Source organism: Pseudomonas sp. JZ134 (assembly GCF_051027695.1).
GTDB classification, from domain to species: Bacteria; Pseudomonadota; Gammaproteobacteria; order Pseudomonadales; family Pseudomonadaceae; genus Chryseomonas; species Chryseomonas luteola.
On sequence record NZ_CP069251.1, the window covers coordinates 33,711 to 49,455 of the forward strand.

The 15,745-nt window shown below is 52.2% G+C and carries 15 protein-coding genes and 3 pseudogenes; 7 read left to right on the forward strand and 11 right to left on the reverse strand.

The annotated features are described in order from the left end of the window. Window positions 1-94: 94 nt before the first annotated feature. Both JQR86_RS19610 and JQR86_RS19615 read right to left on the reverse strand, forming a co-directional pair. Window positions 95-1,264: a Gfo/Idh/MocA family protein gene (locus JQR86_RS19610; RefSeq protein WP_434155218.1), complete on the reverse strand. Its 1,170-nt coding sequence runs from the start codon at window positions 1,262-1,264 to the stop codon at window positions 95-97. Between the two features lie 25 nt (window positions 1,265-1,289). Next, window positions 1,290-2,213 carry a TIM barrel protein gene (locus JQR86_RS19615; protein WP_407363633.1) on the reverse strand — a complete coding sequence of 308 codons (924 nt, stop codon included), beginning with the start codon at window positions 2,211-2,213 and terminating at the stop codon, window positions 1,290-1,292. A 371-nt stretch (window positions 2,214-2,584) separates the two neighbouring features. Between JQR86_RS19615 and JQR86_RS19620 the strand changes: the two genes are divergently transcribed. Then, the gene (locus JQR86_RS19620) at window positions 2,585-3,646 is read left to right on the forward strand and encodes a LacI family DNA-binding transcriptional regulator (RefSeq protein WP_434155221.1); all 1,062 of its coding nucleotides are present in this window, start codon (window positions 2,585-2,587) and stop codon (window positions 3,644-3,646) included. A 175-nt stretch (window positions 3,647-3,821) separates the two neighbouring features. Then, the gene (locus JQR86_RS19625) at window positions 3,822-4,073 is read left to right on the forward strand and encodes a DUF1654 domain-containing protein (protein WP_051370278.1); all 252 of its coding nucleotides are present in this window, start codon (window positions 3,822-3,824) and stop codon (window positions 4,071-4,073) included. A gap of 248 nt (window positions 4,074-4,321) precedes the next feature. Here the strand turns inward: JQR86_RS19625 and JQR86_RS19630 are convergent, their stop codons facing one another. Together JQR86_RS19630 and JQR86_RS19635 are read right to left on the reverse strand one after the other, a co-directional pair. Then, the gene (locus JQR86_RS19630) at window positions 4,322-4,468 is read right to left on the reverse strand and encodes a hypothetical protein (protein ID WP_434155222.1); all 147 of its coding nucleotides are present in this window, start codon (window positions 4,466-4,468) and stop codon (window positions 4,322-4,324) included. A 126-nt stretch (window positions 4,469-4,594) separates the two neighbouring features. Then, window positions 4,595-5,170 (reverse strand): GAF domain-containing protein, encoded by a 576-nt coding sequence (locus tag JQR86_RS19635; RefSeq protein ID WP_157782928.1) that lies wholly within the window; start codon window positions 5,168-5,170, stop codon window positions 4,595-4,597. 557 nt (window positions 5,171-5,727) lie between these two features. On the opposite strand from JQR86_RS19635, the pseudogene JQR86_RS19640 reads away from it, so the two are divergent. Both JQR86_RS19640 and JQR86_RS19645 read left to right on the forward strand, forming a co-directional pair. Continuing rightward, window positions 5,728-5,957: pseudogene (locus tag JQR86_RS19640) on the forward strand (FMN-dependent NADH-azoreductase); the annotation flags it as partial. 31 nt (window positions 5,958-5,988) lie between these two features. After that, a pseudogene (locus JQR86_RS19645) lies at window positions 5,989-6,410 on the forward strand (carboxymuconolactone decarboxylase family protein). Window positions 6,411-6,555: 145 nt separating this feature from the next. Here the strand turns inward: JQR86_RS19645 and yghU are convergent. After that, a complete protein-coding gene (yghU, locus tag JQR86_RS19650; protein ID WP_434155224.1) occupies window positions 6,556-7,395 on the reverse strand; it encodes a glutathione-dependent disulfide-bond oxidoreductase in 840 nt (279 codons plus the stop codon). A gap of 687 nt (window positions 7,396-8,082) precedes the next feature. On the opposite strand from yghU, the gene JQR86_RS19655 reads away from it, so the two are divergent. Together JQR86_RS19655 and JQR86_RS19660 are read left to right on the forward strand one after the other, a co-directional pair. Continuing rightward, window positions 8,083-8,961: a glycoside hydrolase family protein gene (locus JQR86_RS19655; RefSeq protein WP_434155225.1), complete on the forward strand. Its 879-nt coding sequence runs from the start codon at window positions 8,083-8,085 to the stop codon at window positions 8,959-8,961. 269 nt (window positions 8,962-9,230) lie between these two features. Then, window positions 9,231-9,602, forward strand: a complete 372-nt coding sequence (locus JQR86_RS19660) for a hypothetical protein (RefSeq protein WP_434155226.1) — start codon at window positions 9,231-9,233, stop codon at window positions 9,600-9,602. Between the two features lie 119 nt (window positions 9,603-9,721). Here JQR86_RS19660 and JQR86_RS19665 read toward each other — a convergent pair. Further along, window positions 9,722-9,895, reverse strand: a pseudogene (locus tag JQR86_RS19665) (ATP-binding protein); the annotation flags it as partial. Window positions 9,896-10,001: 106 nt separating this feature from the next. Continuing rightward, window positions 10,002-10,787: a hypothetical protein gene (locus JQR86_RS19670; protein WP_434155228.1), complete on the reverse strand. Its 786-nt coding sequence runs from the start codon at window positions 10,785-10,787 to the stop codon at window positions 10,002-10,004. A gap of 517 nt (window positions 10,788-11,304) precedes the next feature. Between JQR86_RS19670 and JQR86_RS19675 the strand changes: the two genes are divergently transcribed. Next, on the forward strand, window positions 11,305-12,711 hold the full coding sequence (locus JQR86_RS19675; protein WP_434155229.1) for an APC family permease: 1,407 nt from the start codon (window positions 11,305-11,307) through the stop codon (window positions 12,709-12,711). Window positions 12,712-12,794: 83 nt separating this feature from the next. Here the strand turns inward: JQR86_RS19675 and JQR86_RS19680 are convergent, their stop codons facing one another. The 4 genes from JQR86_RS19680 to JQR86_RS19695 form a co-directional block, all read right to left on the reverse strand. Then, entirely contained in the window at window positions 12,795-13,256 is a 462-nt protein-coding gene (locus tag JQR86_RS19680) for a nuclear transport factor 2 family protein (protein WP_074828481.1), read from the reverse strand. Window positions 13,257-13,346: 90 nt separating this feature from the next. Then, window positions 13,347-14,576, reverse strand: coding sequence for a multidrug effflux MFS transporter (locus tag JQR86_RS19685; RefSeq protein ID WP_434155230.1), 1,230 nt, complete (start codon window positions 14,574-14,576; stop codon window positions 13,347-13,349). Then, a complete protein-coding gene (locus tag JQR86_RS19690; RefSeq protein ID WP_010798880.1) occupies window positions 14,573-15,181 on the reverse strand; it encodes a TetR/AcrR family transcriptional regulator in 609 nt (202 codons plus the stop codon). The genes JQR86_RS19685 and JQR86_RS19690 overlap by 4 nt, the downstream gene beginning before the upstream one ends. A 318-nt stretch (window positions 15,182-15,499) precedes the next feature. Next, window positions 15,500-15,697 (reverse strand): hypothetical protein, encoded by a 198-nt coding sequence (locus JQR86_RS19695; RefSeq protein ID WP_312270689.1) that lies wholly within the window; start codon window positions 15,695-15,697, stop codon window positions 15,500-15,502. Window positions 15,698-15,745 lie beyond the last annotated feature (48 nt).

The following is a 15,745-nucleotide window of genomic DNA, read 5'->3' on the forward strand; positions in this document are numbered from 1 at the left end:
ATAAAGCCAGTGGCGTGGTGTCCATGCTGTGGCCTCGATTAGGAATAGCCGTTCTCCCCGTCCTTTACAGGGCAAGGAGGACGGCAATTTACCGTCAATAGTCAATCCATGCGCCGCCCTGATCTGCAGACTGTACGCAGCGCTCAACCCAACGCACTCCCTCGACGCCAGCATGGATGTCTGGGTAACGAAGCGTTTTTAATAGCGTGCTATCGTTACGGTCCGTCGCGTCCATGGCCAGGGCGAAGCGGTAGTAGAGATTGGCCCACGCCTCGAAAAGCCCCTCGGGGTGGCCTGCGCCGATGCGGTCGTCGATCAGGGCGTTGGCGTGGAGGTAGGTCATGCCGCGCTCTAAAACTTGGGCTGGTTGACCCTGGATTTCGAATGAAAGTTGGTTAGGACGTTCATCCCACCATTCAAGACTGGCCCTGGAGCCGATCACGCGGACCTTCTGACCATGCATGGAACCTGCGTTTACAGCACTGGACCAGACCATGCCCATGGCACCACTGTCATATTCCATGAGGGTATAGGCATTGTCCTCCAGCGGGGCACGGCTCTTGACAAAGCTCTGGCGCGAGCACATCAAGCGCTTGATCTTCAGGTCAGGCAACATAACTTCTGAAATATACAGCGGATGTGTACCTATATCGCCTAGCACGTAGCTAGGGCCCGCTATGCGGGGGTCCATACGCCATAGGGCGGCCCCGTTTTGTAACTCTACGGAGTCACTATGAAAGCCATGGGCAAATTGCATGTGTACCATCCGAATTTCGCCCAGTTCGCCTTGGGCAATCATTTGGCGGGCCTGCTCGATCAGTTGATGGCCGGCGTAACCATAGGTCACGCCTACGATTCTGTTTTTCGCCAAAGCTACTTCACGCAATGTTTCAGCTTCCGCCACTGTAAAGCACAGGGGCTTTTCACAGATTACATGCAAGCCTGCCTCCAGCGCCGCCTTGGTAATGGCGTAATGCGTGACATTGGGTGTGGCGATGGATACCGCCTGAATACCATCCGGTCGCTGGGCCTCCTGTTCAAACAGACTGAGGTAGTCTGGGTAACAGCGTTCAGGATCGACACCTAGTGTTATGCCAAATTCGAGGCCACGTTCAGGATTGATATCGAAAGCTCCAGCTACCAAGGCAAAGTTCTGATCACGCAAGGCGGCCGAACGATGAATATAGCCGATCTGGCTATCACGACCGCCTCCTACCATGGCCCAGCGGATGGGGTGGGGGATACGCTTGCTGCCATTAATCATTGTTATTGTCCTTTAGCAGAGTGGGTTAGAAACCGATCGTAGAGAGATAGCTGCGGCTGGCCGCAACATCGTGCAGGGTGCCCTTGGCGTTGCGTGGATCGCGCTCCTGTTCGACGGTGATGTAGCCCTGATAACCCAATGTTTGAATGAGTTCGTGTAGGGCGGGGTAGTTGATGACGCCGCGTCCAACTGGGCACATGACGCCTTTGGCACAAGCATCAAAGAAGCTAATGCGTTCATCCATGACCTGATCGAATATCGCCTGGTCGATATCTTTGAAATGCAGGTAGTCAAGGCGACTTCCGTACTGGCTGAGCGTCGCTACCGGGTCCATGCCGGCGTAATACAAATGGCCTGTATCCAGGCACAAACCCGCAACATCGTCGGGAATATCTTCCACCAGCTGCGCCAACTCATCGGCGAACTCGATATAGCCACCGGCGTGCGGGTGAATCACCGTTCGCACGCCATATTCCTTCCAGCTGAGGTCGGCTATGGTATGGATGTGACTCATCATGTGCTGCCAGTCCTGCTGGGGAAGACGCGGAGCCCGGTCAGAATGGCCGGCGTTATAGTCGCGTTCTTCATGTCCCCAGTCGATTACAACCAGATAGGGCATACGGAAACGTTGGCCGGGCTCCTGCTCGATAACGGGTAGGTGCGTAAGTAAGGAGCAAATAGTGTGCGTCTGCTCTAGAAGATTTGACAGGTTTCGAGGGTCGACAAGGTTATCGAAGATAGTTCCGGCAACCACATGCAGATCATGTGCGGTCAGAACATCACCGACTGTGTGAACGTCTAGCGGAAGATATCCATAAGGACCTAGTTCAATCCCACGGTAACCGGCCTGCGAGGCTTCGTGCAGTACATGCTGCCAAGGGGGAAGAAAAGGATTGTTGACGTCATCAACACCCCAACAGCAAGGGGCAGTGGATATTTTTATGGCCATGTTGCGCTCCGAGGCTTGTTGTTATGACGGGGCTGTAGCACGTGATCGAAAGGCTAGAAGGCTTAGAAAAGTAAAGCTAGAGAAGGGATGGCGTTATCTGTCAAAACCTTTCAAACAGGTAGAACAGACTTTCATTTCCTGTCAAAAGCGCACGCATGCCATTTAGGAAGACGTTGAAGTTTTTCTGGTGGACTTAACTATCGAAAAGAGAACGCATAAGTCTTAAGACAGCTATGCTACAAACAGCCTGTAAGCCAATCCATTTGTAATGGAGTAGCCTGCAGCGCAGGGCCTCTTTGCTAGTAGTAGGTGCTATAGTCGCGACGGAACCTATCAAAACCTGTCAAACAAGCGGCTTAGGTAATCCACGCATGTCAGAGCCTTCTAGTGTCTCGTCGCGTCGCCCTACTATGGAAGATGTAGCCCGTCTGGCAGGGGTCAGCCTGTCAACAGTGGACCGGGTCATCAATCTGAGAGCCAGAGTGCGTGCAGACACAGCGCGGCGTATCGCTGATGCCGCATCTCAACTGGGTTTTCATGCACGGGGCATTATCGAACAGCATCTGGCAGGGCAGCGGCCCATCGTGCGGCTGGGCTTTCTGCTTATGACGCAGGGCGTGGCGTTTTACCAAGGGTTAGCCGAAGCGCTGGCCGAGGCAGCCGCCACTACGCTCAAGGCACAGGTAAGGGTTGTGATTACCTATCTGGATGACTTCGAACCTTCTACCACGGCGCAGCGGATTCTAGCGTTGCGTGGTCAGGTAGATGCACTAGGTGTCGTTGCAGCTGATCACCGTGAGGTATGCGAAGCGGTGGCCTCCTTGCGCGCAGAGGGTATGCCTGTAATCGCTCTAGTGTCTGATTTGGCAGCCTCTGCGGGTGCAGGTTATGTAGGGTTGGATAGCCGCCGGGCGGGACGTACAGCCGGCTGGTTCATTACCCAGCTGGCTCGCCAGCCAGGGGCGGTAGCGCTATTGATCGGCACTCAGCGCTTCCAGTGTCAGGAGCTGTGTGAAATGAGCTTTCGAAGTTATTTGAGCGAGCGGGCCGGGGAGTGGGAACTTCTGGTGCCCAGGCTTACGCTGGAAGATGAAATGTTCGCTTATGAGAACACCTTGGATTTATTAAGAGGCCAGCCTGATCTGGCAGGGCTGTACGTGGCGGGAGGAGGGATAGAAGGGGTACTGCGTGCGCTCAGGGAGGTACGCGAGCGGCAAGGACACTTACCCGTAGTGGTCTGTCATGATCTGACGCCTCTTACCCAGGCTGCCTTGAAGGATGGTCTCGTCCAGGCGGTATTGTCGCATCCGCTCGGCGTCATGGCGCAGGATGCTGTGCATGAATTGGTAAGGGCGGCTCTTGCTGCACCGGGGCAACTGCCAATGAGGCGAAATGCGCTTGCGCCGTATATCAGTACACCCGAAAGTGTGTAATCACTCCTTAGGTTAATAACTTCGTGGAGGGCCGAACGTCCTGTGAGAGGACAGCCACATACAGGATGAGCATCAGTCGCGTAACTACATACGCTCGGGAGCTGGTTCATGAAACGGCTTGATCTCCACACCACAGATATAATACTGTAAATGTATACAGTATTGGGCTATGCGTATGGCTAAAAAAACCACGTCCTCTCCACCTACCCCTAAACCCTATGACTTACTTGCTATGCGTCTTCAGCGGGTTATCAACAGTCCAGCCGCACAGCGCGCAAAAACAGCCCTGCTTGAGCGGCTCGAAAGCGATCCGGATGAGGTGTGGGAGCAGATCATGGCGGAGCTTGAGGAAACCGACAACGTAACCTTGGCTTTTCGTGATGATGGGAACGTCCAGATTTTTTGGACCGTTCCGCAGGAGGGCTGATCTGAAGCCCTCTCGGTTTCTCTGCGGCTCGATTCAAAGTGATCACCTATGTATAAACATCACCTAGCTGCGCACCGTCCATGATTGATCCAGCCGTGTGGTGTAGTTCTGGCTTATCAGCTAGTGCCGCATGGCTCAGCCGGGATCAGCCGTAACTCGCTCCGAGCCGGTCGGCACCTGCTGACTGCTCGGGCTGGAATAGCCCCATGGAATATTCGTCACGTTGCTTAAGGCTTGTCAGGAGGATTTCAAACTTGGCGTAAGCATAGCCCATCCTGATAGATGTGCTTCAGTCCGTGCAGGGCGTACTGGATCAGCACGCGCGTGTCATCGATGGAGTAGGGCAGTTTCAAAATGGCCCCTTTCGAGTAACGGTGCTCTGGCGGGCCGTGCATGCCGGTCTGCTTAGGATCTGGCAAAGTAACTGTTGCGCCCTGAGCCTTCCCGCAGCCCAAGCTGTGCAGCTGGCCAATGACACGGCCAGGGCGGAACAGTTCTACTGGCGCTGGTCGAACGCGCAGCTAATATCTCTCATCATTCAAGTTGTAAGCAGGCTCGCTCAATGCAGCCAACGCCGGACTATTGGTTAGTAGACTAATGTCTTGTATGAGCTTGTGCATTATAATTTCACGCTGGAGACAGTTAGCCAGATCCCGTAAGCGCATCATTTGGTCGTGTTTTAATGTTCTGGCATGAGTATCAATAATGCAGAGCGTGCCGATAGGTAGATAACCTGGCATATACAAGGGACAACCTGCATAAAACCGAATGTAGGGGTCTCCAGTGACCAAGGGATTATCGGCGAAACGCAAGTCGGCTTTGGTATCAGGGATATAAAGAACTGACTTTTCTAAAATTGCGTGGCCACAAAATGAAATTTCGCGAGACGTTTCACTGACTCCAAGTCCAGCGCACCCTAAGAACCACTGCCGATTTACATCTACCAGCGACACCGCTGCGATAGGTACATCGCACAAGGCCTTGGCAAGCCGAACAAACCGCTCAAAACGTTCATCCTTTTGACTATCGAGCAGGCCAAGTGAATGAAGCGCCTCTAGGCGTTCCTTTTCAGCTGGGTGAAGTTGAGGAGTTTTCATAATTTTTATATCCGAGGGCTTGCCTGTTGTGTCTAAGGATTTGGGTCGTAAAAGTGGCATAGCAGTCTGACCTTACGAAGCCAGTTAGATACAGCCAAGAAAGGCGCAACTAACCAAGGTACTGATTTAACGAAAATGGATAAGCTCGATGTAATCAATATAAAGTGTGATAGATATCACATTATTACAGGCGTGCTTTAAATCTACCCCTGGCTTCTCAAAGGTAAAAAACGACTGATGAATAGCTGTTTGACGCTGTCACCGCTGTTATCCAAGTATTTGGAGCCAGTGAACGGGTCGAATTCAGGCGTGAGCAAACTGTGTGGCTTGTAGGCTCTGTCTGAAAAAGATTTTCTCAAGCAATCCGTAAGCAAGCCAGAGAAATCATGGCCTAGAAGCTGCTGGAGAGCTTCTCGAAACGGGTGACTGTTCGACAATGCTTCTTAAGCCCGTTAAAGAGCTGCTCGATAGCATTACGCTTACGATAGGCGGGTTGGTCAAAGAGTCTGGGCAGGCCTGTCCTGGGCGGCGATGCAGCTGACGTAGGGGGAGGATGGGTCAGCTCTGGAGGCTTTCATCAAGGCTCCCGGGCGCGTCAGCCAGATTTTCTGAGTCCTTATCTGCGTCACGTCCTGAATACCATTGGCTTATTCGATGTGCACTTTATTATCTCGAGGGGCTGGCATCGGGTGCTGACACTGCACGTGAAGCCTTGACCAGCGCACGCCAGCAGCTAGCTTGGGAGCCTTTGTTTCACACGTTAGCGTCATCGCCAACTGAAAATTAACTCGATCTATAGTTCATGGCAGGAGAGTTTCATGAGCCAGATGCGTCTTCCTTTCGCTACCTTATCGCCAGCCGCCTATGAAGGTTTACTGACTACCAATAATGCCCTGGTCAAGGGTTCACTTGGCATTTCGCTGGTGGAGCTAGTCTATTTACGTGTTTCACAGATTAACGGCTGCGCCTATTGCCTAGGTAAACATGCCAAAGCGCTACGTGAAGCAGGCATGGCTCAGACCAAGCTTGATTGCCTGGCCGGGTGGCGTATCAGCGAGCACTTTGATGCGCGGGAAAAGGCTGGGCGGAGATCCTTACCCATGTCTCCAGCCAGGGCGCGCCCGATGCTGTATACCAGCCGCTAAAAGAACATTTTAGCGATGCGCAAATTTCCGATCTAACCTTTGCCATTTCGCTGATGAATGCGTTCAACCGACTGGCGGTAGGGATGCAGCTCTAGCAGAAGCACTTGATAATGTGTTCGGCTTAACTATGCAATATTTCGGCGAACGGTGTTTAAGGCAAAACAAGCAGGACGGTGACTGAAAGCAGAGCCGTTTGCTTGCGTGTCGCGTCGGCCATCTGATGGCCGACGCTGCTGGAGATCAGTCCAGATCCGACGCGTCGTGCCGCTCGGGTACTTGGTCGGTCTCTTCACCCCATGTGCGGTTGACCTTACGTCCGCGAATCACGGCGGGGCGTTTGGCAATGTCAGCTGCCCAGCGCTGTACATGAGTGTAGTCCTGCACCGAGAGAAACTCGGCGGCATTGTATAGACCACCCTGTACAAGAACGCCGTACCAGGGCCAAATGGCCATGTCGGCAATGGTGTACTCATCGCCTGCAATATAACGACGTTCGGCCAGCTGCCGATCCAGCACGTCGAGCTGGCGCTTGGTTTCCATGGCGTAACGGTTGATGGGGTATTCGAGCTTTTCTGGGGCATAGGCATAAAAATGCCCAAAGCCGCCGCCTACGAAAGGGGCCGAACCCATTTGCCAGAACAGCCAGTTTAGGGTTTCGGTGCGTGCCAGTGTGTCGGTTGGTAGAAAGGCACCGAACTTTTCGGCCAGATAGACAAGAATGGAGCCCGATTCGAATACTCGAACAAGCGCGTCACCGCCGTGATCGGCGAGAGCAGGGATTTTTGAATTAGGGTTGATCTCGACAAAGCCGCTGGAGAACTGGTCGCCCTCGCCAATCTTGATCAGCCAGGCATCGTATTCGGCGCCGGTATGGCCCAAGGCAAGCAATTCCTCCAGCATGATGGTGACTTTTACGCCGTTTGGCGTAGCCAGCGAATACAACTGCAGGGGGTGCTTACCAACCGGAAGAGCCTTTTCATGTGTTGGCCCGGCTACAGGGCGATTGATATTGGCAAAAGTACCACCTGAGGCAGTGGTAGGTTTCCAGATCTTGGGTGGGACGTAAGTGGTATCACTCATAACAGTTTCCTTGGCCGGAGCTAATAAAGTGCGATGGTCAAATGTGATGATGGGACCGCCTGACCAGCAGTACGTTTCCAGTTGCATCAGGCTATAGGCTAGCGAAAGAGCAGAGACACTCGGCATGGCTGGAAATCAACGCTCTGACTGAGGGACAGCCGCGGGTATGACTGCATTAGACTGACTCAACCGCTTTGAAGCGTTTCAACCGAGTATGACAGAACAGTAGCTTTATGATGAAACCGTATCTGCTCTTTCATGATGCAGTAAGCGAGCATAAATCAACGAAGATCAAGATACCTGCCCATCGGTACTGGATACAACGAATAGACTCGGTATTCGCTTAGGATCATGTATATCGATGTTTAAGGGCATATCTTTTAAGAGCGTATATTCAATCGGTATAAAATATATAAAGACTACTGCTTAATATATTCTTGATTTAATGGAATGGCGGCTTTAGTCAACTATTTATACAGGTATGCCATTGTAATGATTAAACTTGGTTGTGCTATAGCGAGACTTGGAGCTACTTTGAATAGGTAAGGTGACTAGACTATAAAAGTCTCACCGTAATCTACTGAAATTGACCAGTTGAGCGTCAGGTTGACAGAGAATTATAGTCGCCTACGCTCCATAGATACCGTCTGAAACGGCACTCCTGAGGCATTTGTACAAGGATAGGGGATGAGATCTTTTATACGGCGACTAGCGGTAACGCTGGGCATACTCGTTACGCTTGTAGGTTCACCATTGATTCAAGCGGACCCATCTAGTAAAAGTCCTAAACGGGGCATTGCATATGATCTAACCTCTGGAAAGGATATGAGTGCGTTATCCTCGGGCATAAGTTGGTGGTACAACTGGAGCCCCCGTCCTAGTGATGCCGTAAGTGCTTATAACTATGCGGACGTATATAAAATGGATTTCATTCCCATGGTATGGAATGGAAACTTTAATGATGGAGAGTTGCAGATGTATCTGACAGCTCATCCCACTATACGTTATCTGCTTGTGATCAACGAACCCAATCTAATGGATCAAGCTAATTTGACGCCCCAGGCAGCGGCCGCCCTGTGGCCTCGCCTCGAGGCCATCTCCCGCAACACGGGCGTCAAGCTGGTGGGTCCGGCAATGAATTGGGGCACCCTTTCAGGCTATTCAGACCCGGTTGCGTGGCTCGACGCCTTTTTTGCTGCGTACAGTTCGGCCCACGCGGGTCGAGATCCGCAAATCGATTATCTGGCATTTCATTGGTACGACTATGGGCTGTCTGGAATGCTTGATCGCCTTGCCCGCTATGGTCGGCCGTTCTGGGTTACTGAATTTGCGAATTGGCATTCCTTGCCTGACGGAGCGCAGATCGACTCCGTAGAAAAACAGAAGCAGCAGATGACCGAAATGGTCGCGCTGTTAGAATCCCGTTCTGATGTATTTCGTTATGCCTGGTTTTCCGGTCGAGTCGATAATGATGTGCATCACTCGAGTCTCCTGGCCAATGACGGCACGCTGACGGAGCTGGGCCGACACTATATATCGCTTCCATTCAATCAGGGTGCCCAGTAAATATCGTCTTTATGGCCGTTATAACAACGTGTGGACAGGCCGCTTCGACGTTTGTTCGTCCGGTAAGCAGCTAGCTTAGTAAGAGAGCTGTTGCGGTTTATTCTGAGCAGCTCCTTCAGCAGGTGCCAGATTGAATGAGGTGACTGACGCAGGGGCCGGACTTGAGAGATAACTATCTTTCAACGTAATAGAAGGTATCTCGGCAAACAATTTTTTGAGTGTCAGGTTGCCTCCTACCATAGTGCTCATATCCACCTGAGCACTCAGCCATGACTCTCTCATCTCTCTTTCATAACGCCAGCATGGGCGCCTTGCTGTCCGGACTGATCCTGTTGTCAGGCTGTACCACTTCCCAGACGGCTTATCTGCAGGACGGAACAGCTGGATACGCCGTGGAGTGCAACGGTTTGTTAGGCCATTGGTCGTCCTGCCATTCAGAAGCGGCGCTACTGTGTGGAGATGAGAGTTATCGTGTGATCAGCCGCAACCGTCTGGATGGCATCACAGAAGAAGAGGCGGAAACCCTTTCCTCCCGCGAAGCGTATCGTGAGCGCAGCATGCTCGTTCAATGTAATGGTCATCAGATCTCCTGGCGTGTAGGCCTGCTGCCACACAGATCATCCCTAAAGCGCTCCTCTTGAGACCTGACGGCTATTCAAAGCGGCTTTGTAGAGGAAACGGTTCGCCTGCATCGTGCGAAGAGAACCTAGAGAGATGGGTCTAGCACTACTGAACGGTGCGCTATCAGTACCTGCAAACGTCAGGCGTTCATCAGTTCGTTTACCCGGGCAGCAAGCATGTCGATTGCAAAAGGTTTGGTCAGTATCTGCATGCCAGGATCAAGGTGACCGTTACCAATAGCTGCGTTTTCGGCGTATCCCGTGATAAACAGGGTTTTCAGCGTGGGACGAACTTCTCGCCCTGCATCGGTAATTGCTGACACAGATAGGGGAGTATTAATTGAATGAATATGAGCATGGCCGTTTTGCTTATGGTCATGCTCAGTGGTAGTGACTTGAGCGTCCGCTTGGACGAATAGCTTATTGAATAACGCGTGCACTATTGTCAGTTCCTGTCTGGGTCAGCGTCGTGTTACTGCCCGCAAAGTGCCGTAACTGTTCCACGTGGGCATCATTAAATGTCCCGGTTTGAGACACGACTGTGTGGCTGGCACCTTCGTACGAGGCCTGGTTTATGAAGGCAGTATTGAAATCGCCCTCTTGGTCCAGCCTTATCGAGCCGTTATATTGCCCGCTTTGCTGGATATCGGCAGCATTACCATTGCCAATCATAGTGCCGGTAATGGTCTCAGATATGGTGGCTTGATCAACATGAACGGTATTGGCATTGCCAATCACATCGTAGTCGATACTGCTTTGTTCGGCACCTTGCTCGATAGTGACGTTGTTGTCATCGCCTTGAGTATCGCTACGTATTGTGGACCCGTATCCATAAATATATTTAGCTGAAGGTATGAGGAGCTGGTTATTAGCGCCTACTTGTGATGCAGTTAAACGATTGTCAGAGCGGATGTTTTGGATATTGGCCCGGTTGTTATCGCCACTCTGAAGCAGGTCGACCTGACTATAGTAGAACTGCTGTGCCACGATTACGGCTTGATTGCCGTCGCCTTGTAATTGCCGAAGAGTGACAGTGCTATCTGAGCCTTGCTGATAAACAGTGGCTTGGCTGTTGGTTGCCGTTTGTTCGATTGATGCAGAAAGATAATCCCCTTCCTGAGTAAGTTCTGCTGTATTCATTTCCGCTAAAGCACTAAGGCTGACTGACAATAGGGCAGTGACGACAAGTGGTTTATGGCCAAACATAGCGCGCTCCATCCTTTCCATGACATTTGACCGGGACGAACTGAATTCTGATTCTCTGCCTGTAGCCAGGATCAGGCTATCGCTCTAAAGGGTGGAAACGATGCGGTTTACTGGTTTAAAGAATTAGCTCTAGGCCTTAGTGCAAATGTTTCAATAGCACTTGTGCTGACCGTGAGTGACCATGACGTTCCAAAATCAGGTTTCGACATGACAATAGCCGCAAGACTCGCATGACCAGTCTGTAACAGGCAGGTCGATTGTTTGGCATCTTCTATCTCCCAGGCCATTTTCAGATTGCTGCCCGTGCGCGCTCACCATCGATTCGCTGAAGGCGTAGTAATGGCTCATGGCTGTTTCAACGGCTGTACGATCAAGCTGACATCCTCATGCAAAAAGGGCGGCATCCAGAGACAAGTAATCCTGGCGGCTGCGCCTCACAGTAGCAGGCATCTGTAGGCACATCGTCCTGCAGCGCAGAAGTTAATGCTCAACGCCATGATGCGGAGAGGGTGACACTATGAATTCGAAAAGTGCTTCAGTGCTTGCGAACGCCAATGTTTCTATCGGAACAACAGTACCCATAAGGAAAAAGCTGGGCTTTCTCACCATGATGTCGATCTGCGTCGGTGTGGTCATCGTGCAGGGTTCGATGATTTCAGCGACGCAGGGGATTGGCCTGGGCGGGATGGGGTTCATTGCCGCCATGCTCATTGCATTTACGCTTGCGCTATTCAATGCCATGACATTTTCCGAACTGTCCCTGATGTATCCTCAGGCGGGGACGTTGGCTACCTACACGCAAAAAGCGATTGGTCATTTTCCGGCTATCGTGGCGGTATTTGCTGGTTATGTCGTGGTCGCTATGCTGGCACTGCCTGTGGAGATGTTTCTGGTGGATGCCATTGTCAGTCAACTGCTGCCTGGCCTGTTTCCGCCCAAGGTAGTACCTATCGCCATTCTGATCATTCTGACAGTTACCAATCTGGTAGGGGCCGATGTGTTTGCTCGGGTGCAGAACATGCTGGCCTTCATTTTGGTAGGCGCCCTGGTCCTGATTGGCTTGTCTGCCGTAACGGGTTTTGTGGCACCGCACCCGGATATTACGGAAACCGGAGTGGATTGGAGCTTTGTCTCTATCCGGGATGGAAGCTTTCTAGGATTAGTCGCGCTGGCCATGTGGTTGATGGTAGGCGTCGAATTCATCTGTCCCATGATTGCAGAAGTCCATCGACCTGAACGCAATATTCCTCGTGCAATGTTCCTGTCGCTGCTGGTAATGCTGGCGATTTTTCTGACCTTTGCTGTCGGTGCGTCCTACTATCTCGGCGTGGAGACATTGACTACTTCACCGCTGCCTTATCTTGACTATGCGAATGCGGTATTTGGCAAGGCAGGTCTGCTGATTGCGACAGTCATGGCTTGTGCCGCAACGTGCAGTACCATCAACACGGTTCTTGCCGCGGTTGCACGTATGCTGCAGGGGATGGCTGAGAACGGCCAGGTTTTTCCGCAGTTCAAGTGTGTGAGCAAGCGCTTTGGAACGCCATGGGTGGCGATTCTTTTTCTCTCTGCAATTGTTTCCCTGCCAGTATTGCTCGGCAGCATTGAATCGCTCATCACCCTGGTCATTGCTGCCTCTACCAGTTGGTTGCTGGCTTACATGGTAGCTCATATCAATGTGATCGTTCTTCGCTGGCGCATGCCTGAGCACGCTCGCCCCTACAAGACACCGTTTTACCCATTGCCTCAATTGCTGGGCATTCTGGGAATGGGCTATGTCGCGCTCCATAATTCACCTTCGCCAGAGATAACCGAGCAGGTCTACAAGATTACCGGCGGTATTCTGCTAGTGGTCAGCCTTGTTGCGGCGTTCTGGGTAAAGGTCTACATGAAGCGCAAGCTGTTCGAGCCTGATCTTTCCTGAGCCAGCGATGTAGAAAAGGGCACGGGTGTGCCCTTTTCATCAAGCAGGCCGTTGATTCTTTCATCAACGGCTATTAACGGTCGCTAGAACATGGTGTTTTCGTTGGCAGCCTGCTCAGGGACATCCTGAATGACATCCCAATGCTCGACGATCTTGCCTTTCTCGACCTTGAATATATCTACCACCGCCTGGCCTCGATCATTCGTCCCGTTAGTGGAATGTACGTGCAGATACACCAGATCCCCTTCGGTAGCGCTGCGTACAACCTTGGCCTTTGAATTGGGATTGTCCTTGAAGAAGCCTGTGAAATAGTCCACAAAAGGTGCCTTCCCATCCGGTACTTCAGGGTTGTGCTGCCGGTAGTTATCAGCAATCACTGTGGCGGCCTCGGCTGTTTCATGACGATTGAAGAACTGATCGTAAAATGTAAGGACCAACGTCCGGTTGGCTTCTTCAGCTGTCAGGTCTCGAGGTGGCTGCGCCAACGCAATGCCACTCATGACCAGACCAAGACCCGCAACACTCAGCTTATACATAATGTTCATGGTGATGTCCTTTTGGATGGAACGCTATTGCTGCTTCGCCTGATGTCAGGTGAAGCTTGAATAACAAGACCCTTTGCTTGCCATGCGACTTCAGTGCGAAGAGGCTTCTTCCATGGCATGACCAGAGCGTATAGACGCGCACAAGACCAGCGCCAGTGCACCGCAGATCCCTATGGTTGCTGGAAGCGAAGTTATGCCGGCGGCTGCAAAACTCACCACATAACCCACACCGGCAGACATGAGATAGTGCATGACGCCCATCAGTGCAGAGGCAATGCCGGCTTGCTTACCTGCATCGGCCATGGTCAGTGCGGTAAGGTTGCCAAATACCAGACCCAGCGCACCGATTGCGAGTGCGAGCAGGCTGCCATAGATCTCTAGCGTTGCATGCCCTGCCTGAGCCAGTAAAAACAGCCCGGCTCCTGCCAGCGCATGTAATCCCATACCAGCCAGTGCAATCGCTCGGGCGCTCCATCCACGTTTGAGCAGGCTGTTGCTAATCAGGCCTCCTATGACCAGCGCTATTGAGTTGGCGGCAAATAAATAGCTGAACTGGATTGGGGAAAGGGTGAAATGTTGGGTAAAGATAAAGGCTGATGCACTGATGTACGTAAACAGCGAGCCGAGGATAAATCCTCCAGCTAGGGTATAGACCATGAAAGCGGGCCGGCGCATCTGCCGAACGTAAGCAGACATGATTTGGCCAACATTCAGCGGCGCACGTTGAGCTTTGGGCTGAGAGTCGGGCAGAACCGCAAGGCTCCATACAAACCCGGCGAGACCAAGGCCGCATAGGCACCAGAAAATAAGTCGCCAGCTACCGTGCTCAAGAAAGAACCCACCCAAGAGGGGCGCGGTGATTGGAGCGATCATCATCACCTGCATCAGCAGTGAGAAAATGCGTGCGGATTCCTTCACGGTGCAAAGGTCGGCGACGATGGCTCGTGGCGTCACCAGACCAGCCGCTGCGCCCAAGGCCTGCAGAAAGCGTGCAGCCATGAGCCACTCTATCGAAGGGGCCAGCGCGGCAAGGGCAGAGCCGGCAACAAATATACCGACACCGATCAGTAAGGGGGTACGTCGGCCAAAGCTGTCGAGCAGCGGACCATAAACGCCCTGACCAACCGCCAGGCCTGCCAGGAAGATGGAAAGTGTTTGTTGAATACGACCCTCTGAGACCTGCAAATCCATTGCCATAGCGGGCATCCCAGGAAGATACATGTCGATAGCCATCGCATCCAGGGCAGTAACCAGCGCGAGCAGGAGCACCAGCGCCAGGCTAATCGTGTTGGCGTCTCGTGTAGCTGATATCCGGCTCATGCCACTGCCCCCGACTTGATTGCAGTTGCCAAGGCGTTCGATAGCATGCGCTCCAGTGCCGTGAGTCGTACGGCTGCATGGGCAGTATCGGTATAGACCAGCTTGACCTGAAGGCTGTCGACTATTCCGATATACGCGTGGCTATAGAGCCGAACATCTTCATCTGCCAAGGTGTCTGGGGTATCGGTCCAGGCTCTCAGGCGACCCGTAAAAGCTTCCTGCAGTTGTGCGAGATAAGTCTCATGGCCGCTGTAGATAGGTACCGCCAAAACGGCTGGCGGCATATAGCCTGCACGTAACAGAAACTTAAGGTAATCGGACTCATCGTAGCGCGCGATCAGGTTGGTGCAATAGGTGAGTCCGGGTAGGGTTTTGGATTCTTCCGATACAAAACACTGGTGCGCTATGTCCTGCTCCATGCGCAATGCCTCTGCAAAGATCTGCATATACAGATCGTCCTTGCTATCGAAGTGCGCGTACAGAGAGGCTTTACGAATACCGACCGCTTCAGCGATGTCGGCAAGAGACGAGGCGTCATAACCGCGGTGGGCAAAGTGAGTGACGGCTGCTGAAACAATACGGTCGGCAGCGGGAGAGCGATTCATAACTGGAGCCTTCAATAGTGGCAGTACTAGCTGTTCAAGCCATCATAATAGCTACCTACCGGTCGGTAGGTAAAGAGGCGATTATTTCTGTGTGTGCCCCATCAAAAAGGTAACCAGATAGAGGCGTGAGCAGGTATTACGTCAAACAGAGCGGGATTGCAGTATTAAAAGCGAATAATGAAAAGCCAGTTTTTGAACCTATTCCTTTGTTGCCCGCTTGTCGTCATTAGCCTAGACGCCTGCAACTAACGACACGTTGGAGCACTGGAGCACTATAGTCGCTGGCTCCAACGTATCTTTCTGGTCACAGTACTGACTTCAGCAGTTTTTCTTCTGCGGGTCAGCCTGCTTGACGGATGCGGTAGCGGACGCTTCTGCTTTTTCCTTCTGCATTAGGATGGCTTGCTGATTCTTGGTCAGTAGTTTGTCCTGCATCAGGGATGATTCTTCAGCGGAGGCACCTTGAGCAGCGAGAAGGAGCGTGGTGGTGACAAGGGCAGCTTTCATAATGGTCATTGCGGTGACTCGTGTGGGTTGATGTGTCCATTATGCAATGCTTTGAAT